This is a genomic window from Methanoculleus thermophilus, assembly GCF_001571405.1.
In the GTDB taxonomy this organism is placed as follows: Archaea; Halobacteriota; Methanomicrobia; order Methanomicrobiales; family Methanoculleaceae; genus Methanoculleus; species Methanoculleus thermophilus.
The window spans coordinates 204,745-227,066 of the sequence record NZ_BCNX01000004.1 but is presented as its reverse complement, the minus strand read 5'-3'; the positions used below and the strand labels follow the sequence as shown (position 1 = coordinate 227,066).

Sequence of the window (22,322 nt, the reverse complement as noted above, 5' to 3'; positions counted from 1 at the left end):
TTTTCTCAATATAAATAATTCTCTCCCAGACAATAAGGGATCTACATATTGCAGCCACTAAAGGTGCCTGAGCAATCAGATCGATTGCTGACGGGACAGACGAGAACCAATATAAAGCACTTATTGCCTGTTACTGGACCTGATCAGTTCCCTTACCTCATCTATTGTGAAAGGTTCTTTCTTACTGTGAATTATGAGATGGCAATTCGGGCATACGGGACGTAGATCTCGCACGGGGTCGATCTTATACTCCTGTCGTATTCCCGATAGAGGCACGAGGTGATGCACATGAATTTTATTATGCCCTATCGGCCCGTATACCTCCTCAAAATCAAAACCGCAAATGGCACAACGACAGCCGTAATGTTCTATACATGCGGTTCTTGCCTGTTGGTTCCGTTCGTAACGGTTTACAAAGATCTGACTCACAGCACCTTCAGATAGTAAAGTGCTATCTTTGATAGCCATTTCTCCAGGGTAAACCAGTTTTGAGTCTCTTTGACCGAAAACCTGTTCACACGCCCCCACCAATTCAGGCCGCATGATCCAGGCACACGTGCCATCCTTTTTATCGTAACCTAAAAAGGGTACGTGCCACCATCGAGTTGATCCATTTTTTCGTTTAGGCGGCTGAACACCAGTCTTTTCAACAACACGTTTGCTAAATCGGGCTCTGTTGAAATGCCCTGGATAACCTCCAGCTGCCGCCCGGATACCAAAGATAGTAGGCAGTATGGCCTTCAAGGAAGAGGGTTTCAACAGAGCCCTAAATCGAGCAATTTGAGAATTCACCGGTCCATGTCCCCTATAATTTAAATAAGGCGCTATATCAGATGCATGCATTTCGTGGTTTTCGCTCTCATATACCAACCGTAACACAATCAAATCGCGTTCTTCTGTCACCGTTCTATCTACCAATAATTCTGCCCAGGCGTCAACGCTGATCTCTAACGGATCGTTGTAAAATCTCACACGGCCCCCTCCACAACCGCGATCTCCTCTTCCGTCAGCCCGTACAACTCATACACCAGCCGATCGATCTCCTGGTCGGTCGCGTCGATCATCCCGGCGAGCACCTCCTTCTCATGCGGGGCCGCCGCGAGGCGCCTGTTCAGGTCGAGCATCTTCTCGACGAGGGCGATGTCGGCGGGGTCGGGGTCGGGGTCGGTCGTGGCGGTGCAACCTGCAGAAGCGATGGCAAGCGTGGCAATACAGGCAAGTGAGGGCCAGGATCAGCCCGGTCTTTGGAAACGGGAAGTTGAGGGGCATATGAATCCTCATCCGGGCGCCGGGAGTTGCGAGCGGCAGCCCTGTCAAGGCACTCGATGAAGGGTGAGATATTCTTTTTATCGGAATTTTTACGCCGGAAATAAAGAACTGATGGCTGTAAAGCGAGTATCGGCCATCTCACCCCCGGAGCCGGATCGTGGGGGCAGGAGGATGTGAGGGTGCAAGGGGGGATGAGGGGATGGCGCCACCGGGGAAGAGTCGTTGTATGCACCGAAATGTACCCGGAGTGACCCCGATGGGACCCCCACCGCATCCACACTGAACGCCAGGACCTGGTCCCCGCGACCGACCCCCAACTCATCGGGTCCATACGGGTGCTCGAGAAGAACGGGTTTGTGTGCACGGGCAAACCCCCGGTTGGGGAGGGGTTTGAGGAGGGAGACGGTCGCCTACCTGCTGGAGAAGGCCGGAGAAGGCGGGCAAGAAAGAGAAGAGTTCGCAGAACTCAACCGGGCTGGGGGCGCCGGTCATGAGGAGCCCGGTCCCCAGACCAAATATATCATAACCTACAACGACCTATAGACACTAATATGTCTGCCACCACCGTCTGGATCACGCCCGAGAACAAGAGCCGCTTGGAAGCCCTGAAACGCCACCCAAAAGAGTCCTATAACGATGTTATTGCCCGCCTGCTCGATATGGCCATCGATGACGAGCCCCTCTCAGAGGAGGCCATCAGGGGCATCGAGGAGGCTCTCGAGGACATCCGGGCAGGCCGGCTCTACTCCGAGGACGAGATCAAGAAAGAGTTCGGTGTAGAGTGATGACCTACACGGTTATCTACACCGCCAGGGCTCGGCGAGATCTCAAAAGCCTCCCCCCCACAGCAGCTCGCCGAATCATCTTGTCCGTCGCCGGGCTCCGGGAAAACCCATATCGGCATCTTAAGAAACTGGCCGGATTCTCCAGGACGCCTGTCTACCGGCTCAGGGTGGGCATGTACAGGGTCGTGCTCACCATTGAGGACGAGCGCCTCCTGATATTAGTCCTCGAGGTGGGGCACCGGAGCGCCATCTACAAGTAGGTGATCTACAGATATTCTCCGGACCCTACTCGTAGAGCCCGGAGCTCGACCTCTGGGAGGCAGGAAAAGAGACCCCAGGCCGCACTACCGGGCGACAGCCTTGAGAGCCTCAAGCCTCGCCAGCACCTCGGCCACGTGCCCTTTCACCTTCACCTTCCGCCAGACGGCGGCAATTCTCCCCTCGGGATCGATGATGAAGGTGCTCCGCTCGACGCCCATGTACTCCCTCCCGTAGAGTTTCTTCAAGACCCAGGCGCCATAGGCCTCGATGACGCGGTGGTCGGGGTCGGAGAGGAGGCGGACGGTGAGGTTGTGCTTTGCAGCAAACCGCCTGTTGCTCCCGGGAGAGTCCGGGCTGATGCCGAAGACCCGGGTATCCAGTCGGGAGAACGACCTGGCCTCGAGGGTATACTCCGAAGAGTTATCCTTCGGGTAGATGTAAACGACAACGTAGCGGCCCGAAAGATCGCCGAGGCAGACCGTCTCCTCGTCCGCATCCGGAAGGCAGAAATCGGGTGCCGGCATGCCCGGCGAGAGTTCGCTCATACCGGAGGGTGGCATCGGGGGATAAAAGGATGCCAAAACGGCGATTGATTTGAGGCGACGATGGCCTGTATGAGGGAAACGCGGCTCTCCGGGGAACCCGGATGACAAGGTGGACGTCAGGCCTCTAAGCGAACGCAATGCCGTCGATCGTCTCGGTCCCGGGTCGGATGATATGCTCGCCACACGGCGCACAGTTACATATATATGAAGTGCTCACAACCAGGGACCGCCAACGAGCAGGAGAGAGCAACCATGGCATGGCGAAGAACGGGCCGCGGGCCCTGGAGCGAGTTTGAGGATATGCTCGCGAATATGCAGCGGCAGTTTCGGGACACGATGGAGCGGATATCCGGGTCTATGCAGCAGGTACCCGTCCCGGGGGCAGGGACGATGATCGACGTCGTCGAGCACGAGGACGACGTCATGGTCGTCGCGGATCTTCCCGGCGTCGAGAGGAAAGAGATAACCGTCCGGCTCCTGGACCCAAGGACGCTCCGGATCGCCGCCCGGCGGGAAGAATCCCACGAGGAGAAGGAAGCCGGGTACCACATGCGCGAACGAAGGTTCGGCGCGATCGCCCGGACGGTCTCCCTCCCCACCGACGTCAGGGAAGAGGGGGCACGCGCCACCTTCAAGAACGGTGTCCTTGAGGTGCGGCTAAAGAAGGTCGCCGAGGCTCGCGGCAAGGAGATCCCGGTGGCTACAGGGGCCGAAACAGTCGCAGCCGAGCGCCGGGAGCAGATCGAGGGCGAGTACCGGGAGGACAGAGAACTGGTGAGACCATCCGGGTACCAGAGCCCACGCGAGATAGAGGCAGAGGCGCAGAAGATCCAGATCGAGGAGAGAGGGACCCCTGAGGAGCAGAGGACGGCCGCAGAGCTTCGCCGGCAGAAGGAGAGGATGTACGAGGAGGGGAAGAGGAAACTCCGGTGAGGCAGTCAGGCCACGAGATCGCGGAGGGTTGAGAATCCCGACTCGATCAGATCCTGGTGTTGCCGGTTGCGCCAGCCCGGGTAGGGCAGACAGAGAAGACGGGGCTTTTCAAGGAGGCCCTCTCGTGAGACCTCAATGATCGTTCCGGCGCCGGCGAGCGCCGTCGCGTACGGCTCGATCATGCGAAGCCCTGAAAGCGCCGTGCCCCCGAGGGCGACGACGTACTCCGGGGCGAGGGCGGCGATCTCGGCCTCCAGGATCTCGCGGGCGCTCAGCCGGACGAGGTCCACCGGGATGACTCCCTTCCGGTTCTTCCGAAAGATGCACTTCACCGTATCGACGAGGAAGAACCCATCCTCAATGAAGAGCGCAAGGTTCTCGCGGCGCGACTCGCCATCGAGCCCGAGGAGGTAAAAGAGGTTCTCGGCAAGCCCTCCGGCAAGCGGGCCCCGGAGGGCCCCGGCCTCGTAGCGGTCGTTCCAGAAGTAGGGATAGTCCGGACGTCTGCAGTCGGCGGCCACGGCGACTTCGTGCCTTCCGGCGACCCAGGGCGGGGATTCCGCGAGAAAGAGCACCTTCACACGACCGGGAGGCGCAGCCCCACAGACCTCGTGGGGCAGGAGGTCCGGGAGCAACACCCCAAAGAGATCGGGACGGGCGGCAAAGTAGCGGCGGTAAACCTCCCGCATCATTGCGGCGGCAATTGGTGGAGGGGTTCGGGCAATCACCCCGCTAGGTGTACCCGCAGAAGGGAAATACAATGCGACATATAAAGAGACGTGAACACCAAGGTATACAAGAATGGAAAACAGCGTAACCTTCCAGGATCTCAATATCTCACAGGAGATGCTCCGCGCAATAGAAGATATGGGCTTTGAGGAGCCCACGCCGATTCAGATACGCACAATACCGGTGATACTTGAAGGGCGCGACGTGACAGGCCAGGCTCAGACCGGGACCGGAAAGACAGCCGCATTCGGCGTCCCGGCGATCGAGCAGGTCGACGCCGACAGCCGGGATACACAGGTTCTCGTCCTCTCCCCCACCCGCGAACTTGCCATCCAGACCGCCGAGGAGTTCGCTCGCCTGGCGAAGTACCGCAAAGGGATCCTGATCCTCCCGATCTACGGCGGTCAGCCGATCGAGCGGCAGTTCAAAGGACTGGAGCGCGGTGCCCAGATCGTTGTCGGGACGCCGGGCCGGGTGATCGATCACCTCGACCGCGGGACGCTGACGCTTGAGAAGGTGCGCATCGTTGTCCTCGACGAGGCGGACCAGATGCTCGATATGGGCTTTCGCGAGGATATCGAGAAGATCCTTGCCGAGACCCCGGACGACCGCCAGACAGTCCTCTTCTCGGCAACCCTCCCAAAACCAATCCTCGAGATCTCAAGAAAGTTCCAGAAAGACCCGGAGTTCATATCCGTCACACGCCGGGAGGTGACCGTCCCGCAGATCGAGCAGCTCTACCTGGAGGTCCGGAGCCGCGACAAACTCGAGATCCTCTCCCGGCTGCTCGATATGTACGATCCCGAACTGACGCTCGTCTTCTCGAACACCAAAAAGGGTGTCGACGACCTGACCGCCCACCTCCAGGCCCGGGGCTACTTCGCCGAAGGCCTCCATGGGGACATGAAGCAGAGCCTCCGCGACCGGGTGATGGCGAAGTTCCGTGCAGGGAGCATCGACGTTCTGGTCGCAACGGACGTCGCCGCCCGGGGCATCGATGTCGAGGATGTCGATCTCGTCATCAACTACGACGTTCCGCAGGACATCGAGTATTACATCCACCGCATCGGCCGGACGGCGCGTGCCGGGCGAACCGGCCGGGCCATCACGTTCGTAGGCCCGAAGGAATACTTCAAACTCCGGACGATCCAGAACTACACCAGGATCAAGATTGCCCGCATCCCGCTCCCGACACCGGGAGACGTCGAGGAGAGTCGGACACGCAAACTCATTGACCGGGTGCAGCACATCATAAACGAGGGGAACCTCGACCGCTACGTGAATCTCGTCGAGCGGATCATCGCCGAGGACTACACCTCGCTTGAGGTTGCCGCGGCCCTCCTGAAACTGGAACTCAGTGGTTCTACCGATAAGAGTCTGACCCAGTCGCAGGAGGTCAGACTGGCCCCGGGGCAGGCACTCCTCAAGATCCCCGTCGGGAGAGAAGACCAGATCAGGCCGAAGGATATTGTCGGGGCACTCGCAGGAGAGACCGGAATCCCCGGCAGCGCCATCGGCGCGATCAACATCTACGAGACATACTCTACCGTCGATGTGCCGTCCGAACTTGCCGAGCAGGTCGTCGAGGGGATGAAAGGAAAGAGCATCGCACGGATCAGGCTGAGTCGCCCAATCGAGATCGTCGGACGTTCCGACGATCAGTAAGGGTATCCGGACCGGTTCCGGAAGTCTATTTTTTACCGAGGGGCATGGTAATGGTAGGTTCAAACCGCACCCATAGCGCCCCTGAACAGAACGGCCACGCATCCATAACACTTTCCAGGATGCTAGAGTCTCATCGGATGCGAGCCGGTGAAGATACCTCTGGGCAACCGGGAGCGCGGAGAGGTATTCGAGAGCGGCGGCATCGATCACCGCACTGGGAAAACCTTATATATTCTGGGGCATAGGTTACCATCGTTAGGGGGGTGGTGACGTCAGTCGGTATATGGTTGCGATCACAGAATCTTCCGGAGTCTCATCGCCATTGAATAGAACCTAAATTATCTGCCCTTGACCCGCATACTCGTAAATAACCAGAAGATAGGTGCGTCTGCAAACTCCTGCCCGGGTTCTGCCAGCCATCTGTGCCATCTGCCCTTGCTTTGGGTGAGGGAGGGGGATCCCGCCGATCAGAAGCGCCCCCTCACAAAAATACGGGAGAGAGACCGGGTTGCCTGGAGCCATGCGTGAGTCGGGCAACCCGGACGGGGGTGGACCGTGAGATCGGTGCACGGTCCACCCTCCGTGAAGATTAAAGAGTATACTTTTTTAACAGGTTCCCCCGTCAACCGTGGCAGGGGCCACGAGTTCTGTGGTGAGCGTATCTAGGTAGTCAGAGAGGAGGCGGGCGATCAGGAAGAGATGTTCCACCGGTCTTGATCCCGGCCTCGTTCATGAGCGGGACGAGGGAGAGGAACATCTCCGCAACGCCGCCTTGCGGTAGATCTCGGCGATGAGAACGTCGCCGACGATGGGCCGGTGGTCCTCGAGCGTCCGGCCCCCCATCAGTATGATTTGTTGAGCGCGGTGGCCCTATTCTAAGAGAGCGACACAGAGGAACGCCCATATACGCCGGGATCCTAACGGTATATCTCAGATGCACCCCGAGTCACATGTCATCACCCCCGACGGGATAACCTTTCGGAGAATGCCGGATGGGGCCGACGCCGTCTACGTTGTCGGAGAGTATTACTACGACGACATCCGATCCAGCGATATCGTCATTGACATCGGGGCGAACATCGGCGCGTTCTGCATCCGTGCCGCCCGGCGCTCAAAGCACGTGCTGGCCGTCGAGCCCGTTCTCGGGGCTGCTCTCCGGGAGAACATCCGGACAAACGGGGTCAATGTCACGGTGATCGACGGGGCGCTCGGTGACGGGAGGCTCGAGCGGATCACCTGGGGAGGCGAGACCGTCACCGTGGCGACCCGGCCGCTTGCGGAGTTCATCAGCATGGCCGGGGGGTGCGACTTTTTGAAGTGCGACTGCGAAGGGGCAGAATGGTCGATCCGACCGGAGGATCTCGACGGGGTGCGCAGGATCGAGATGGAACTTCACATGCCCCCGATCGGAGGGCCGGTGAACAGGGCGCTCCTCGACTATATTGGCAAGTACTACGACTTTACAATCGATCGGACACCCGGCTACGACGTGAAGGGCGTGCTTGGGGTTCTGCACGCTACGAGGAAGAGCGGCCGGTAACAGTTCCCCGGGATTCCCTAAAAATTACGCGTGATCGCCCAAAATCTCGGCAACCCATGCCTGGCCGGCACACATAAATAGGATTCCGGGATCACCACCCCGCCGGTGAATCAATAATGGTGCAGGCAAAAGAAGGCGATACCGTCAAGGTACACTACACGGGAAAACTCGAAGATGGAACGGTCTTTGACTCCTCCATGGATCGAGACCCCCTGGAGTTCACCATAGGCAGCGGACAGATCATCCCCGGGTTCGAGCGGGCCGTGGTCGGCATGGAACCGGGTGAGAAAAAGACAGCCACGATCCAGCCGGAGGATGCGTACGGCCCACGGCGCGAAGACATGACGCTCACCGTGGACCGGAGTGAGTTTCCTGAGGAGATCCAGCCCGAACGGGGCCAGCAACTCCAGATCCAGCAGCCGGACGGCAGGGCGGCCATCGTCACCATAAGCGAGGTCTCGGAATCGACCGTGACGCTGGACGCAAACCACCCCCTCGCGGGAAAACCCCTGACGTTCGATATCCAACTTGTGGATATCGTCTCCGCTGCGCCGAAGCAGACGGTCGGGTAACTACGATCGAAGGAACCTTCGCAGTTCCGGGAGCGGGCGGGTGTTCGCGATATCGTTCGCCGAGACCCAGCCCCGCCGGGCGGTCGCAACCCCGAACTCCATGTAGCGGAGGTTTTCCCGCCTGTGTGCATCCGAACCGAGCGAGAAACGGACGTTATGCTCGCGGGCGAGACGGCAGTTGGCATCGGAAAGATCCAGCCTCCCGGGGAAGGCATTGATCTCCATCAAGACTCCTAATTTTGCTGCGGCATCAAAGACCGCAGGGAGGTCTATCCGGTAGGGCTCACGCTCGAAGATGATCCTCCCCGTCGGGTGGCCGATGATATCGACGTGGTCGTTTCCCATCGCCGTGATGACGCGCTCCGTCATCTCCTTCTCGGTCTGCTTGAACCCCGAGTGGACGCTCGCGATCACGACGTCGAGATCGGCAAGGATGCTGTCCGGAAGATCGATCTTTCCGTCCATGCCGATGTTGCACTCGGTACCGGTAAGGATGGTGAAGTCATCTTCGGCCGCCCTGTTGATCCGTTCAATCTCGCGCATCTGGTCGCAAAGTCGCTCGGGAGAGAGGCCGCGTGCGATATGCAGGGTCTCCGCATGGTCGCAGATGGCAATATACTCGTAGCCGAGCTCCCGGGCCGCCTGCGCCATCTCCTCGATGGAATGGGCGCCCTCGCTCCAGCGGGTGTGGACATGGAGGTCGCCCCGGATCTCGTCGTAGCCGACGAGGTCGGGAAGGGTCCCGGCCCGGGCGGCCTCGATCTCGCCCCGGTCCTCCCGGAGTTCCGGCTCGATCCAGGCTAGACCCAATGCCCGGTAGACAGAGGCCTCGTCCTCGCCTGCGACCGTCCGGCCGGTGGCAAGATCCACGAGCCCGTACTCGCTCAACCGCCAGTTCTTCGCGATCGCGATCTTTCGGAGAGCGATGTTGTGCTCCTTTGAGCCGGTGAAGTACTGGAGAGCGGCCCCAAACTGCCTCTCCTCCACGACCCGGAGGTCGACCTGGATCTCCGTCGCGAGCAGCACCGAGGTCTTTGTCAACCCACGGGCGAGGACCCGCTCGACCCCGGGGAGGGTGACAAAGACCTCCATCACCTCCCGGGGATCCGAGGAGGTCACGAGGATATCGACATCCCCGATCGTCTCCTTCATCCTCCGGATCGAGCCGGCGAGGCTCACCTGCCGGACCGAGGGGATCGAGCGGAGGTTCTGTTCGATATCCCGGGCGACGGGCAGGATCTGGCCAAGCAACCGGCGCTCTTTTGCGGTTCGGTGGAGGCGGATGCTCTCGAGGATGTTTGATTCGGTCTTCTCCCCGAATCCCGGAAGATCCCGGATCCGGCCGGCCAGCGCGGCCGCCTCCAGGTCGTCGATGGTCCGGACCCCGAGTTCCCGGGAGAGTGCAATCGCCTTCTTCGGCCCGATCCCGGGAAGCCGGATCAGGTACTGCACGCCCTCCGGGAGCTCCTCGCGAAGGTCGGTGAGGTATTTGAGGTCGCCGGTCTCGACGATCTCCTGGATCTTGGTAGCGATCCCTTTTCCCACGCCGGGAATCGCATCGAGGTCCCCTCTCCGTGCGATGTCGGCGATACTCTCCGGAAGGGTCTCGATCGCCTGCGCCGCCCGCCGGTAGGCATGCGGTTTGAACCCGACACCCTTGATCTCCAGAAGATCGGCGACTTCATAGAGGATCGCCGCGACCTCGATGTTCGTCACGATCGTCTCCATGCCGCTACACCTCCCGCTGCCGGTGAAAGATCGCCGCGACCTCGGCGGTCGTCGTCGCCTGCTCGGGACTTTTCTCGTCCCGCCAGCGGACGAACCGTGGGAACCGCAGGGCAAGCCCCCGCCGTCGCACAGGATCCCAGTTGCAGGTATGGATTGGGCTTTCGGTGATCTCGAGGCCCAGCACCTCGACGACCTGGGCCGGCAGAAACCAGAAGTCGGGCGCCGCCTGGGGGTTCGCCATCACCCGGGCCGGCTGCCGGTCCGCCCTCGCGCCGGCCAGCCGGCGAGGGAGATCTGCGAGGTCCGGGTCCGAGAACCCTGTCCCCATGCCGCAGACCGTCTGGAAGACGTCCTTCTCGCTGTTGTAGGCGGCGCAGAGGACCGAGCCGTAGGTCCCGGCCCGCTTTCCCCGCCCGGCGTTGGCGCCGACGATGACAAGATCGAGGGTATCAGAAAGCCCCGGGGCGTAGTCGCTCTTCCACTTGATCCACTGCCACTCCCGCGCACCTGCCCGGTAGAACGAGTCGTCGGCGCACGACTTGCAGACGATCCCCTCAAGCCCCCGCTCGATGCAGGCGAGGTAGAACTCCGTGATCCCGTCGGTATTATCGGTTATGATCCGGTCGGCCGGGGAGAGGTGGTCGTCGCGGGAAAGGATCTCTTCGAGCTTCGCCCGCCGGTCGGGATAACTCCGATGGAGATACGACTCACCGTTTACGTAGAGGAGGTCGAAGACCCGGTAGGTTGCCGGGATCTCGGCTGCGACCTCGCTGATTTGGTACTTCCGGCGCCGCCGCATCAGCGCTTGAAACGGCCGGTACGTCCCCGTCTCGTGATCGAACGCGACCGCCTCTCCGTCGAGGATCGCCGTATCGGCCGCAACGCACCGCCGGATATGGCGGGCGATATCGGGGTACTGGTCGGTGACGTCGGTCAGCCGGCGCGAAAAGAGGGTGACGTCGTTACCGTCCTTGTGTGCCTGGATCCGCTCGCCGTCGTACTTCTCCTCGACGGCGATGACGGGAGAGCCGATTCGCTCGAGGATCTCCGATATCCGGGCGACCCGCTGCGTGAGCATCGGCCGGATGGGGCGGTGCAGGGTGATGGTGATCGCCTGCACCGCAGGTAGACCGCCTTCCCGGAGCGTCCGGGCCACAAGGCCGATATCGGAGGAGATGTTGTAGGCGTGCTCAAGCGCCCGCCGCTCGGCCCTCGAACCCAGGAACGCCTCAGCCAGAGCATCAAGCAAGGTCATATCCCCGGCACCGAGCCGCATATTCCCGGTGGCAAGCCGGACGAGGTAACGCCGCTCGACCGGGGTGGCCGCTGCAAGCAGTCGGGCAAGGATGCTCTTCTTCTCCTCGGCCGAGCCCGGGCCGGAAGCACCGGCGATCGCGGAGAGGCTCCGGTGAACGTCGGTGACCGAGAGCGATTCCGCGGCCGGCGCCTCGATCAGGTGGTAGGCGACATCGCCGTAGTCGCCAAACTCGCGCACCGCCGCCTCAACGGCAGAGAGATCGGTCCCCGCCGCAAGAGCGATTGCTGCCGCGGCGGCCCGGTCCCCGATATTCAGGCTGACCCTCTTGTAGCCGGGCCCGATCTCCCCGAGCACGAAGTAACAGACAAGCCCGATCTCGTCCGGGGCTGCCCCGCCAAGCAGCCGGGCAAGAAGGGCGGTCATCTCGATTCTTGACGTCGTGGCCTGGAGTCTCTCAAAGCAGGAGGCGAGAGTAGCGAATTTCACGAAATCCCCGGGAGTGAGTCACTCTCAAACGCTACTTGAACCTTGCGGTACCCCCGGGCGGGGGCTTTATTTATGACGGCGGCAGGGTTGGTGCATGGAACCCCTGATGCTCACCAAGCCCCCGGGCGAGAGAGCCAAAAACGTGCTCCGGCGGGATGCGGCGGTCATCTCCCCGTCGGTCATGCGGGAGTATCCCCTCGTGCTGGAGAGGGCAAGCGGCGTAAACCTCTGGGACGTCGATGGGAACCGTTACCTCGACTTTACAGCCGGGATCGCCGTGATGAATATGGGCTGGAACCATCCGGATATCGTCGCCGCGATCAGGGAGCAGGCAGGCCGCCTCTCGCACGGGGCGTTCATGGACTTCGGATCGGAACTCCCGGTTCGGTGCGCCGAAGATCTGGTCGAGTTTCTCCCGGCGGGGCTCGATAGGGTCTATTTCAGCAACTCCGGGGCGGAGAGCGTTGAGGCGGCATTAAAACTAGCGCGCTACCATTCGGGGCGAAAGTACTTCATCGCGTTTCACCGCGGGTTCCACGGGCGGACCTACGGCGCCCTCAGTCTCACGGCAGGGAAGGTGGTCCAGCGGCGCGGCTTTGGACCGCTCCTCCCGGTGGTCCACGTACCCTACCCGGACCCCTACCGCCCGTTCGGCGGCGACCCTGCGACCTGCGGTGCCGACGTCGTGGCTTACATCGAGGATACGGTCTTTCGTTACGAGGTCGCGCCCGACGAGGTCGCTGCGATCGTCGTCGAGCCCGTGCTCGGGGAGGGGGGCTACGTCGTTCCGCCGCCGGATTTCCTCCCCCGGCTGCGGCGGCTCTGCGACGAGCACGGGATCCTCCTCGTGGTGGACGAGGTGCAGACGGGGTGCTTCAGGACCGGGCGGTTCCTCGCTTCCACGCATACCGGCGTCGTCCCCGATATCCTCTGCCTTGGAAAGGCGATCGGCGGGGGGCTTCCGTTCGGGGTCACCGTCGCCTCAAGCGAGGTCATGAACTGGCCGCCCGGGTCGCACGCAAGCACCTTCGGCGGCAACAACCTTGCCTGTGCCGCGTCGCTCGCCACAATGAACCTCCTCCGCGAGGAGGGGTTCGGCGAGCGGGTGATGGCGAGGGGCGGGTACCTGGTAGAGCGCCTGCGAGAGCTCGCGGAGCGCCACCCGATCATCGGGGATGTCCGCGGCCTCGGGCTGATGATCGGGGTCGAGCTCGTCCGGGACCGGGAGAGAAAGGAGCCTGCTCCGAACGAGAGGAAACAGATGCTCCGGGGTGCATTCGAGCGCGGTCTCGTCCTCCTCCCCGCGGGGGAGTCGGTGATCCGGGTAAGCCCTCCCCTGGTCATCGAGAGGAGTGATATCGATGCGGGGATCGGGATCATCGGCCGGGTGCTTGAGGAGATTAATGGAGGTTGATTGTATGCTGGAATCCAAATTTACCTACGTATCGCTCGAGTCGGACGAGAGGATTCACGGCGAGTACGAGGCCGCGCTGATCGAGGTCGAGCGGGAGTTCGGGGAACGCCACCCGATCTACATCGGCGGGAGGGAGGTCACCGCCCGAAGGGAGTTTGAGGCGCGCTCCCCGATCGACCCGGGCATCCTGCTCGGGACCTTTCAGGAGGGGGGAGAGGAGGCCGCGCGGGAGGCGATCGCCGCGGCAAACGAGGCCTTTCCCGACTGGAGCGGAAGGGACTGGCAGGATCGGGTCGCGATCATCAGGCGGGCGGCCGGGCTGATCGAGGACCGGCGCTTTTGGCTTGCGGCCCTCATCACCTACGAGGCGGGAAAGACCCGTTACGAGGCCCTGGCCGAAGTCGGCGAGGCGGTCGATATGCTCCGGTATTACTGCAGCATCTACGAGCAGAGCAACGGCTACGTCTCTTCCATGCACTCCCCGGCGCCCGGGGAGGAGTGCCGGAGCGTCATGCGCCCGTACGGCGCCTGGGCGGTCATCTCCCCGTTCAACTTCCCGATAGCCCTGGCTGCCGGGATGATCACGGGCGCGCTCTTGACCGGGAACACGGTCGTCTTCAAACCGACGAGCAAGACGCCGCTCTCCGGGGTGATTCTCTATAGGCTCTTTGTGGAGGCAGGGGTCGCTCCCGGTGCAATCAACCTGGTGACCGGCCCCGGCGGCCCCTTCGGCGAGGTCGTGGTCGCCCACCCGGACGTCGCCGGGATCGCGTTCACGGGGTCGCGGGCCGTCGGTGAGTGGCTGCTTAGAGAGAGCACCGCAGAGCAGCCGTACCACAAGCCGGTCGTTGCGGAACTCGGGAGCAAGAATCCGGTCATCGTCACCGCGAGCGCGGATATTGAGAAAGCCGTCGAAGGTGTCGTCCGGGCCGCCTACGGATTTGGGGGGCAGAAGTGCAGCGCCACGTCCCGGGTCTACGTCCAGTCATCGGTGGCCGAGCGGTTCATCGAGGCGCTACGCGACCGGGTGAACCGGATTGAGGTCGGGGATCCCCGGCGGCGGGAGGTCACGTACGGCCCCCTGATCGATGATGATGCACGCTTAACGTTCCAGAGGGCGATCGAGGAGGCGATCCGGGACGGCGGGAGGCTGGTTGCCGGCGGGGAGGTGCTTGAAGGCGGGCTCTACGGCCTGGGTGCCTACGTCCTGCCCACGGTCATCACCGGTCTTCCCCACAACCACCGGCTCTTTGGGGATGAGCTCTTCGTTCCGATCCTCCTCCTTGGGACCTTCGAGAGCCTGGAGGAGGGACTCCGCCTCGCAAACGCAACCGACTACGGCCTGACGGCCGGGATATTCTCAGAAGACCCGGCGGAGATCCGCTACTTCTTCGACCACATCCAGTCCGGGGTCGTCTACGCCAACCGACGCGGGGGGGCGACGACCGGGGCCTGGCCGGGGGCACAGCCGTTCGGCGGCTGGAAGGCGAGCGGCTCGACGGGCAGGGGGGCAGGGGGGCCCTACTACCTCCTCTCGTTCGTCCGCGAGCAGGCGCAGACCCTGGTGACGGAGCGGTATTGACCTCAAAAGACCCCCCACCAAATTTTATCCAGTATCAAACATATTGTCACAAAAATTAAATATGGTACGGCCGGTATTGACCCTCTTGCCGTGGGGCATTCTGTCCCACAGATACTGGAGACGTGATACGCATGAGAGGAACTGTAGCAGAGATGGAGAGGCGAAACATCATACGGGCGAGTGATATTGAGGATGCCCGGGTCAGGAACCCGCAGGGCGAAGACCTAGGGAGCATCAAGGATATCATGATCGATACCTCGGCGGGTTGCATCGCCTACGCCGCACTCTCGTTTGGGGGCTTCATGGGGTTGGGCGACAAGCTCTTTGCCATCCCCTGGGAGGCCCTTAGATACAACGCCGCAGATGAGTCGTTCGTTTTAGACATCTCAAAGGAGAGACTGGAGAACGCACCCGGGTTTGACAAAGATAACTGGCCGACGACCGCCGACCGCGAGTGGCTCACCGGCGTGTACAGCCACTACGGCTACACACCCTACTGGGAGCGGTGAACGACCGGAGAGAACGGTCCCGGGTCTGGTCGGCGCACGCTAGACCCGGGGCCGGCCAACGAGGCAGTCTCGTCTGATACGCCGCCCGATCTTGCAGCGGCGAACGCATGCACAGCAATTTTTGGGAAGAGCGAAGAGGAGCCAGACGGAGGGGAGTGCCGCTCATATGACCCATCAAGTCCCGGCACAGCTTCCTGCTGACCCGGGGGTACCAGTATGCAGAACGTGATTCCTGGGAGAAAGAAGACTATCCGGGATATCGACGTCAGAGGTAAACGGGTGCTTCTTCGTGCCGATCTCAACGTGCCGCTCGATGAAGACGGCACCATCGCCGATGACACCAGGATCAGAGCCAGTCTGCCCACGATACGCTACCTCTGCGAACGGGACGCACGGGTCATCATATGCTCCCACCTGGACCGGCCGCAGGGTGTGGTCGTTGAACGGCTGCGTCTTGCCCTCGTCGCAAACAGGCTCTCCCTGCTTCTCGGTCGGCCGGTCATGGCGCTCCAGGACTGCATCGGGCCGGAGGTCGAGAGCACGGTCGCCGGGATGAGCGGCGGGGATATCATCATTCTCGAGAACCTCCGGTTCCATCCGGAGGAGAAGGCGGATGACGCTTCATTCGCACAGAATCTCGCCGGGCTTGCGGATATCTACGTCAACGACGCTTTCGGAGCCTCACACAGGGCCCATGCATCGATCGTGGGCGTCCCAAAATACCTCCCCGCCGTGGCGGGGCTCCTGCTCGAGAGGGAGGTGAACACGTTTGCGCGGATCCTCAAAGATCCTGAGCGGCCGTCTGCTGCCGTGATCGGCGGGGCCAAGGTGAGCGAGAAACTGGAGGTCCTAGAGAATATCATCTCCCGGGTGAACCTCCTCCTCATCGGGGGAGGCATGGCGACGACATTCCTTGCAGGAAGGGGGTACGGGACCGGTGCGTCCTACGTCGAGACCGACTGCCTGGATGCCGCAAGATTCCTTGAGGCGAAGGCAGCGGAGCGCGGCGTCCGCCTCCTTCTGCCCCGGGACGTCGTTGTTGCAGAGCGGCTGGAAGCAGGCACCCCATTTCAGGTCGTCTCCGCCGATGCAATCCCGGATGGCTGGGCAGTCGCCGATATCGGGCCCAAGACCGCCGACGAGTTCTGCCGTGAACTTGCAGGCATGCGATCCGTCATCTGGAACGGGCCGATGGGCGTCTATGAGATCCCGGCATTTGCCGAGGGGACACGCCGGGTTGCTGCGGCCCTTGCCAACCTCAACGGCACCACAGTCGTCGGCGGCGGCTCGACTGCGGATGCCGTAAGGCGGTTTGGGCTTGCCGACGAGATGACTCATGTCTCGACGGGCGGCGGGGCAGCGCTCGTGATGCTTGCAGGAAAACCGCTCCCGGGTGTGGAAGCGCTCGATGATCTGGAGGAGGCATGAAGCGGATCGGGATTCTCACCAGCGGCGGTGACGCTCCGGGTATGAACGCCTGTATACGGGCGGCGGTGCGCACAGCGCTCGCACACAACCTCTCGGTCTTCGGGATACGCCGGGGATATACCGGGCTCATCGACGGCGACGCAGTGCCGCTCGACCGGACGGCGATCAGAAATACCATTCATCTGGGCGGCACAATCCTTGAGACCTCGCGGAACAGCGAGTTTTACACAAAGGACGGGCGGCTTAAAGCGGCAGCGTCCATCGAGAAGATGGGTCTCGACGGCATCATCCTGATCGGAGGGGAGGGGACGTTTCACGGTGCAAGCCTGCTTGCGGCCGAGACGGACCCGGCAGCACTCATCGGTGTGCCGGGGAGCATCGATAACGACATTTACGGAACCGACTACTGTATCGGGTTCGATACCGCCGCAAACTGCGCGGTCGAGGCGATAGACCGCATCCGCGACACGGCCCGGTCCCATGAGCGCATCTTCTTCATCGAGGTGATGGGGCGCACGGCGGGGTTTTTGGCGCTCGAGAGCGGTATCGCCGGAGGTGCCGAAGAACTCGTCATCCCCGAGGAAGAGGTCTCGATCGACCGGATAAGCGAGCGCATACGCAGAGGGTTTACTATCGGGAAGAAGAGCGCGATCGTCGTGGTGGCGGAGGGAAAGACCCCGGGGATCTCCTTTGAGATTGCCCGCCAGATCGGTGAGCGCCTCAACTTCGATACCCGGGTCGTTGTCCTCGGTCACCTCCAGCGGGGCGGGCCGCCGACGCTGCGTGACCGGGTGCTCGGGAGTCTCCTCGGTGTCGCCGCCGTCGAGGCGCTGCTCGAGGGGCGGAGCGGGTGCATGGTGGGAGAGATCGGGGGAGACCTTGCATACACACCGCTTGAGGAGACCTGGCAGAGGAAGAAGCCGCTCGATGAGGACTTATGGCGGATATTCCCGTTTCTCTCGGAGTAGACAGGAGCTCACCGGGTGAGTGTGATCAAAAAGAGACAGAGTTGTTTCGAGCGAGCCGCACCCATCCCGGAGCTCGCTCCGGTCGCAATTACGACTTTTCCATCAAGTATTCCCAATGACGGTTACTCCATTCTCTAGGCTCGGCCTTTGTCGAGGCCGGTGATCCGGATGCCGCCGAACTGGCACTTATTCTTGATGTTCAAGCCAATCAGAAGCGGGGTGATCTTCTCGATGATCCGGGCCCGCTCAAGTTTGCCGCAGTCGACGACTTTTATGCCCGGGATCTTCTCGATGAGCGGCGTCACGAACGCCTTGGCATCCTCGTCGTTGCCGGAAATGAGGCAGTCGCAGTCGATCGGCTCGTCGAGCTGCAGCCACCAACTCTGGGAGATGGTGTTGAAGGCGCAGATCACCTTCGCATCCGGCAGGATCGACTGGGACCGCTCCGCGGCCGAGCCCTCCGGGAGGTCGATGTACCTCGTCGCCGACCCGCCGATGCAGGACTCCAGCGGCCCCGTAGCGTCCAGAAGCGGTTTCCCGGCTGCACCCTCCTTGATCGAGAGCAGGATATCCCTCTGGGCCGCGAGCGGCACCGTGAGGACCAGGACGTCGGCGGCTTTCGCCGCTTCGGGGTTTGTCGCGGCCTGGATGTTCGGGATATCGCCAAGGAGTTCCTTTGCCTTCTCCACGGCGGCCAAGGCTTTGTCAATCGTCCGGGATCCGATGATGACGTTCTCTCCCACCTGTGCAAACCGGAGGGCGATTCCGAACCCCTGACCCCCCGTTCCACCGATCACTCCAATTGTAGTCATGTAACATTCACCTTGATCAATCAGTTGTCAACAACCCTGCGCCTGTTGGCCGGGGCTTGTAACCGTGTCAGAGACGCGCTACATTCGGCTGGTTGACGGGCAGCCCACTCAAACCGGATATGCCGGCTTGAGCGATTGTTACGAGCAGCATTGAGATCAGCGTGGAGTTGAAACCCACATCTCCGGTATCGGAACGACGAACCATCCCGACCTCCTTTAGAGGTATGTCCGCACACGGAGCACTTCTACGAAGTCTATAGGGCATCGACAGGAACAACGCTCTTACCAAGAGTCTTGGCTTTATACCGGATAAATTGTTCGAGTTTGGAGAGTGCCCAGGAGTTCAATTTCCAGTTGAACGACCTGCTGCGTCGCTTCCAAACCGAATCTTGCTCAAATCATCCAGAGCGAAGATCGTGTAATCCAAAGTGACAAGTTGCTCCGAGATTCAATGCCGGGTATCGGTCGCAAACCATCTTTCCCGGCGAGAGATCGTGCGAAGTTTCCACTTTGCCGACCGGGTGCCTTTTGACTTCAACGCCGTACGAAGGTGCGCGTACTGTGCTCGCGCATTTTTGAGGCGCCTGGAGGTGGAAAATGTGTTATCGGAGCAGACCGCGACATCAACGATGCCCCGGCCCAATCCTACTTGGTCACCAGTAACGGCTCTACGTCTGGATGGTCCGTCGAAACGTGGAGACAGAAAACTCGTTCCTCTCGATCAATATGAGGTGGCCGAGGGTGTAGCACTCACGAACAGCCTAGTATGTTGTTGCCCTATGGTCCTCAGCCTTGTTCCACGTATGAAGACCCGATGGAAGACATCCAGGAGACCTCTCTGTCTTGATGCGATGGATATCCAGGATTATTGAGAGCAGAGCGGGAGAACCCGCTCACGAACATTCACGATCAGATAGACTTCTCCCAGCCCTGGCCCATATCGATGAGGGGGCGCACTTCGGTGACCTCAAACGTCACCGTAGCGTGGATCATCGCTGCCGCATCTTCACCCGCAACCTGTGCGATCTGTCTTCGATAGGTCTCCAGCGTCTCCCCCGATGTCGCGTAGTCCTTCATCTTCAGATAGACCCGGAGCCCTTTCCAGTCCATTATCGTCTCTCCCGCCTCCACAATCGTGTAGACGGCGTTTGGATTCTCCTGCAGATACGCGAACGTGCGATTCTGCCCAAGCCCCATGACAACAGTCTTTTCATCAGTCATCATCGGCGAGCCAAAGACAGCTGCATCGACCTTCCCCTCCTTATTCGCGGTGCTGAGCAGACCGATCCTTGGCTGCTTGTTGAAGTAATCAATTAACCTGGCTGGCATGATCATTCCCCAGTTTGAATCCAGCCTCATCATCTCTGCTTAAAAAACGTATGGGTGGGAGAAGACACCTGCAGAGGATACCTCCTCACCGCCCCGCGACTCCTGACCGGTTCTGAGACCGTTCGAGATTCTCCTCAAACAGTCAGGAACTCCCCGGGAGCGAGGCTGGTAGCAAGCATCACCATATTGATCTCCCGATTTCCGGTCCAGGTGCCGGCCTTCTGGTTGTTCGGATCCATCCAGAAGCGCTCGATCGCAGCGGCGAGCGGCACATACCGTACAAGACCCTCCGCTCGCCGGGCGAGGGCCGGGTTCTTCCGGACCCGCTCGACGATGACCTCCATCCCCCGTAGACCGATCGAGAGCCCGAGTTCACGGAAGGCCAGGCGGTATTCGGGAGGATTGCGGAGCGTCCCGCTCCCGGCAAATCGTGCAAGGCCCACGAGGGCTGCGTCGAGGATGGACGCGAGCAGTTCTTCGTATGCAGATACGTTCTGGCTTGCGATCTGGACGATCCTTACGGAGTCAAACAGAAGCCCGCCGATCCCGAGCGGGTCGTCGATGGCAGGGACCCCTGCCCGGCAGAGACGGGCCATATCGGCGATCTCGGTCGCAAGTTCGGTCCCCCCGGCGGCCGCCTGGAGTTCGCTGTAGGTGACGAACCCATCGAGGGGGTCGTGCAGGCCCATTGAAGGTACGAGCGGCCGGGAGAGGTCGATACTCATCTTCCAGTACATCCTTTTGCCGCCGGAGGAAGGGGTGTATGTGAACGCGGCGTGGGCGGCCTTTGCGAGGTCCACCGCCCACGAAAGATAGACCGGATCCCCGGTCACCCTGCTTGTCCGGTTGAGCGCGTGCATCCACTTGGTGAGGTAGTGGTAGTACTGCCCGTCCCGCTCCCACTCGAGTTGCTCATCGAACGGTTCATCCAGCCTCCGCTCGGGGAGCGGTTTTCCAATCCGAAGACCTCCCCGGGTCGGGTGAGCCTCCCCCTCCTCCTCGGATAGACCGCTGATCCAGCCGGTCCGCGAATCGTCGTCGCGATGCCGGCCGAGGGTGTGGTGCACCTGGTCGACGAGGCGGAGGGCGAGGTCGCGATAGTCTTCGTCACCCGTCCGGCGGAAGAGTTCGAGGTAGTTGCAGACCGCATAGGCATCCGTCCAGAGATAGCGGCGCGGGTGGGCTCGGGGCGGGTCAAGCCCGGTCAGGTCGGCGAACTCCGCCATGAGGTCGCGGGCGGCTGTGGTACTGGCATCCTCTGTCATCCCGGGAACGGGATGCGGCACCGGCTTCATAAATGTATAGGTCGACGCTCCGGTCTCGCACGAAAGAGGCTCTATGGAGCCAAAAAAAGAGGTATCTGGCGTCCTCCCCTCACCTCGCCGGACCGGGGACCATCCTCCCTGTGGCCTCTGGCCGCGGGGGCCTGATCCCGAACTCGGGCAGGATGACGTCGTGCGCAAGATTGATGAACGCCTCCTGCTCGGGGCCGACCTGGTGGATCAGGACGCTGTCGTAACCCATATCGACAAATTTGCCCACCTTCTCTATGATCTTCTCCGGGTCTGGCCCGCAGAGGACAGTCTTTGCGACATCCTCAGGCGTCACCATCTGCTGCATCTGCTCAAAATGCGTCGGGGTGGGGACGACCCAGTTCAGTTCACCCTTGTTTGCAGCGACGGGGAACCACTCGTACGCCGTGCGCTTCGCCTCCTCCTCACTCCTGCCGTAGCAGACCACGGTCTCGATCATGCATGATTTTCCTTCGCCGCCCGATGCACGGAACGTCTCGATCACCTCCTCTGGCTTTTGCTCGAAGTGGATGAGCGCGTCCCCGATCTCGCCGGCCACCTCAGCTGCCATCGGGCCTTCCGCCGAGATGCGGATCTCTGGAAGCTCTTGCGGCAGTTCGTAGATCCGCGCGTTATCGACGGTGTAGTAGATGCCGTAGTAGTCCTGCATCTCTCCCTTCCAGAGCGTCCTGATGATCTTCACTGCTTCTCGAAGCATATCCAGGCGCAACTGCTCGGATATAGGAAAGATGCCCCCGGTGACATGTTCGTTTAAGTTCTCCCCCGTCCCGAGCCCGAGCTCGAACCTTCCCGGCATCATCGTGGCGGCGGTTGCGGCGGCCTGTGCGACGATCGCCGGGTGGTAGCGCACCAACGGACAGGTCACGCCGGTGGCGACCCTGACCCGCGAGGTGGCCTGCGAGACCGCGCCGAGGATACACCAGGCAAACCCCGCATGCCCGTGGTTTGAGATCCACGGGAGGTAGTGGTCGCTGATGCTCACAAACGAGAACCCGGCGTCTTCGGCGAGTCTTGCGTTCTTGACCAGTTCGGGCGCGCTGTGCGCCTCGGTGAAAAGTTTGTAGCCTATCTCGACCATTTCATCTCTCCCCTCTCAGGTCCCCCGGCACCTCCGCGGCAGGGGTATGAGCGGCGGGAGAGATCGTCACCGGACTTAAGTGTTATGCCGATCGGAAAAAGCAAGGTTGAGGGGCCGT

At 61.4% G+C, this 22,322-nt stretch carries 23 protein-coding genes; 12 read left to right on the top strand and 11 right to left on the bottom strand.

Annotation, left to right across the window (positions count from 1 at the left end):
* Positions 1-120 precede the first annotated feature (120 nt).
* Entirely contained in the window at positions 121-468 is a 348-nt protein-coding gene (locus MCUTH_RS12130; RefSeq protein ID WP_224732751.1) for an HNH endonuclease, read from the bottom strand.
* Between the two features lie 500 nt (positions 469-968).
* Complete coding sequence (locus tag MCUTH_RS11800) at positions 969-1,124, bottom strand: hypothetical protein (protein WP_169795892.1); 156 nt, start codon at positions 1,122-1,124, stop codon at positions 969-971.
* A 535-nt stretch (positions 1,125-1,659) separates the two neighbouring features.
* Between MCUTH_RS11800 and MCUTH_RS11690 the strand changes: the two genes are divergently transcribed.
* Genes MCUTH_RS11690 through MCUTH_RS02955 form a run of 3 tightly spaced genes read left to right on the top strand, consistent with a single transcriptional unit; the run spans position 1,660 to position 2,314 of the window.
* Positions 1,660-1,812 carry a hypothetical protein gene (locus MCUTH_RS11690; RefSeq protein ID WP_161937564.1) on the top strand — a complete coding sequence of 51 codons (153 nt, stop codon included), beginning with the start codon at positions 1,660-1,662 and terminating at the stop codon, positions 1,810-1,812.
* Positions 1,813-1,820: 8 nt separating this feature from the next.
* Positions 1,821-2,054 carry a DUF7557 family protein gene (locus tag MCUTH_RS02960; RefSeq protein ID WP_066955305.1) on the top strand — a complete coding sequence of 78 codons (234 nt, stop codon included), beginning with the start codon at positions 1,821-1,823 and terminating at the stop codon, positions 2,052-2,054.
* Entirely contained in the window at positions 2,054-2,314 is a 261-nt protein-coding gene (locus MCUTH_RS02955; RefSeq protein WP_066955302.1) for a type II toxin-antitoxin system RelE family toxin, read from the top strand. Before MCUTH_RS02960 ends, MCUTH_RS02955 begins: the two co-directional genes overlap by 1 nt.
* Positions 2,315-2,398: 84 nt before the next feature.
* On the opposite strand, the gene MCUTH_RS02950 is transcribed toward MCUTH_RS02955, so the two are convergent.
* Complete coding sequence (locus MCUTH_RS02950) at positions 2,399-2,860, bottom strand: peroxiredoxin (RefSeq protein WP_066955298.1); 462 nt, start codon at positions 2,858-2,860, stop codon at positions 2,399-2,401.
* A gap of 252 nt (positions 2,861-3,112) precedes the next feature.
* Here MCUTH_RS02950 and MCUTH_RS02945 point away from each other — a divergent pair, with 252 nt between their 5' ends.
* Positions 3,113-3,793 carry an Hsp20/alpha crystallin family protein gene (locus MCUTH_RS02945; protein ID WP_066955295.1) on the top strand — a complete coding sequence of 227 codons (681 nt, stop codon included), beginning with the start codon at positions 3,113-3,115 and terminating at the stop codon, positions 3,791-3,793.
* A 5-nt stretch (positions 3,794-3,798) separates the two neighbouring features.
* Here the strand turns inward: MCUTH_RS02945 and MCUTH_RS02940 are convergent, their stop codons facing one another.
* Positions 3,799-4,521: a uracil-DNA glycosylase family protein gene (locus tag MCUTH_RS02940; protein ID WP_066955292.1), complete on the bottom strand. Its 723-nt coding sequence runs from the start codon at positions 4,519-4,521 to the stop codon at positions 3,799-3,801.
* Positions 4,522-4,594: 73 nt separating this feature from the next.
* Between MCUTH_RS02940 and MCUTH_RS02935 the strand changes: the two genes are divergently transcribed.
* From MCUTH_RS02935 to MCUTH_RS02925, 3 genes are all read left to right on the top strand, one after another.
* Positions 4,595-6,187 carry a DEAD/DEAH box helicase gene (locus MCUTH_RS02935; RefSeq protein ID WP_066955289.1) on the top strand — a complete coding sequence of 531 codons (1,593 nt, stop codon included), beginning with the start codon at positions 4,595-4,597 and terminating at the stop codon, positions 6,185-6,187.
* A gap of 934 nt (positions 6,188-7,121) precedes the next feature.
* Positions 7,122-7,727, top strand: a complete 606-nt coding sequence (locus tag MCUTH_RS02930) for an FkbM family methyltransferase (RefSeq protein WP_066955286.1) — start codon at positions 7,122-7,124, stop codon at positions 7,725-7,727.
* A gap of 116 nt (positions 7,728-7,843) precedes the next feature.
* On the top strand, positions 7,844-8,299 hold the full coding sequence (locus MCUTH_RS02925) for an FKBP-type peptidyl-prolyl cis-trans isomerase (RefSeq protein WP_066955283.1): 456 nt from the start codon (positions 7,844-7,846) through the stop codon (positions 8,297-8,299).
* Here the strand turns inward: MCUTH_RS02925 and polX are convergent, their stop codons facing one another.
* Both polX and MCUTH_RS02915 read right to left on the bottom strand, forming a co-directional pair.
* A complete protein-coding gene (gene polX, locus MCUTH_RS02920) occupies positions 8,300-10,027 on the bottom strand; it encodes a DNA polymerase/3'-5' exonuclease PolX (protein WP_066955280.1) in 1,728 nt (575 codons plus the stop codon).
* Positions 10,028-10,031: 4 nt separating this feature from the next.
* Positions 10,032-11,771, bottom strand: coding sequence for an ATP-dependent DNA ligase (locus tag MCUTH_RS02915; RefSeq protein ID WP_066955277.1), 1,740 nt, complete (start codon positions 11,769-11,771; stop codon positions 10,032-10,034).
* Between the two features lie 94 nt (positions 11,772-11,865).
* Between MCUTH_RS02915 and MCUTH_RS02910 the strand changes: the two genes are divergently transcribed.
* From MCUTH_RS02910 to pfkA, 5 genes are all read left to right on the top strand, one after another.
* Positions 11,866-13,185 carry an acetyl ornithine aminotransferase family protein gene (locus MCUTH_RS02910; protein WP_066955273.1) on the top strand — a complete coding sequence of 440 codons (1,320 nt, stop codon included), beginning with the start codon at positions 11,866-11,868 and terminating at the stop codon, positions 13,183-13,185.
* 4 nt (positions 13,186-13,189) lie between these two features.
* Positions 13,190-14,767: an aldehyde dehydrogenase family protein gene (locus tag MCUTH_RS02905; protein ID WP_066955270.1), complete on the top strand. Its 1,578-nt coding sequence runs from the start codon at positions 13,190-13,192 to the stop codon at positions 14,765-14,767.
* 152 nt (positions 14,768-14,919) lie between these two features.
* Complete coding sequence (locus tag MCUTH_RS02900; RefSeq protein WP_066955266.1) at positions 14,920-15,276, top strand: PRC-barrel domain-containing protein; 357 nt, start codon at positions 14,920-14,922, stop codon at positions 15,274-15,276.
* Positions 15,277-15,492: 216 nt separating this feature from the next.
* Complete coding sequence (locus MCUTH_RS02895; RefSeq protein WP_066955263.1) at positions 15,493-16,704, top strand: phosphoglycerate kinase; 1,212 nt, start codon at positions 15,493-15,495, stop codon at positions 16,702-16,704.
* Positions 16,701-17,672, top strand: a complete 972-nt coding sequence (pfkA, locus tag MCUTH_RS02890; protein WP_066955260.1) for a 6-phosphofructokinase — start codon at positions 16,701-16,703, stop codon at positions 17,670-17,672. The genes MCUTH_RS02895 and pfkA overlap by 4 nt, the downstream gene beginning before the upstream one ends.
* Positions 17,673-17,806: 134 nt before the next feature.
* Here the strand turns inward: pfkA and npdG are convergent, their stop codons facing one another.
* The 5 genes from npdG to MCUTH_RS02870 all read right to left on the bottom strand — a co-directional run bounded on the left by npdG (position 17,807) and on the right by MCUTH_RS02870 (position 22,204).
* Positions 17,807-18,484 carry an NADPH-dependent F420 reductase gene (npdG, locus tag MCUTH_RS02885; RefSeq protein ID WP_066955257.1) on the bottom strand — a complete coding sequence of 226 codons (678 nt, stop codon included), beginning with the start codon at positions 18,482-18,484 and terminating at the stop codon, positions 17,807-17,809.
* Between the two features lie 20 nt (positions 18,485-18,504).
* Positions 18,505-18,720, bottom strand: a complete 216-nt coding sequence (locus tag MCUTH_RS12125; protein ID WP_083524735.1) for a zinc ribbon domain-containing protein — start codon at positions 18,718-18,720, stop codon at positions 18,505-18,507.
* Between the two features lie 673 nt (positions 18,721-19,393).
* Positions 19,394-19,813, bottom strand: a complete 420-nt coding sequence (locus tag MCUTH_RS02880; RefSeq protein WP_066955465.1) for a pyridoxamine 5-phosphate oxidase — start codon at positions 19,811-19,813, stop codon at positions 19,394-19,396.
* Positions 19,814-19,947: 134 nt separating this feature from the next.
* The gene (locus MCUTH_RS02875; RefSeq protein ID WP_066955462.1) at positions 19,948-21,078 is read right to left on the bottom strand and encodes a glycoside hydrolase family protein; all 1,131 of its coding nucleotides are present in this window, start codon (positions 21,076-21,078) and stop codon (positions 19,948-19,950) included.
* Between the two features lie 109 nt (positions 21,079-21,187).
* Positions 21,188-22,204: a TIGR03557 family F420-dependent LLM class oxidoreductase gene (locus MCUTH_RS02870; RefSeq protein ID WP_066955254.1), complete on the bottom strand. Its 1,017-nt coding sequence runs from the start codon at positions 22,202-22,204 to the stop codon at positions 21,188-21,190.
* Between the last annotated feature and the right edge of the window lie 118 nt (positions 22,205-22,322).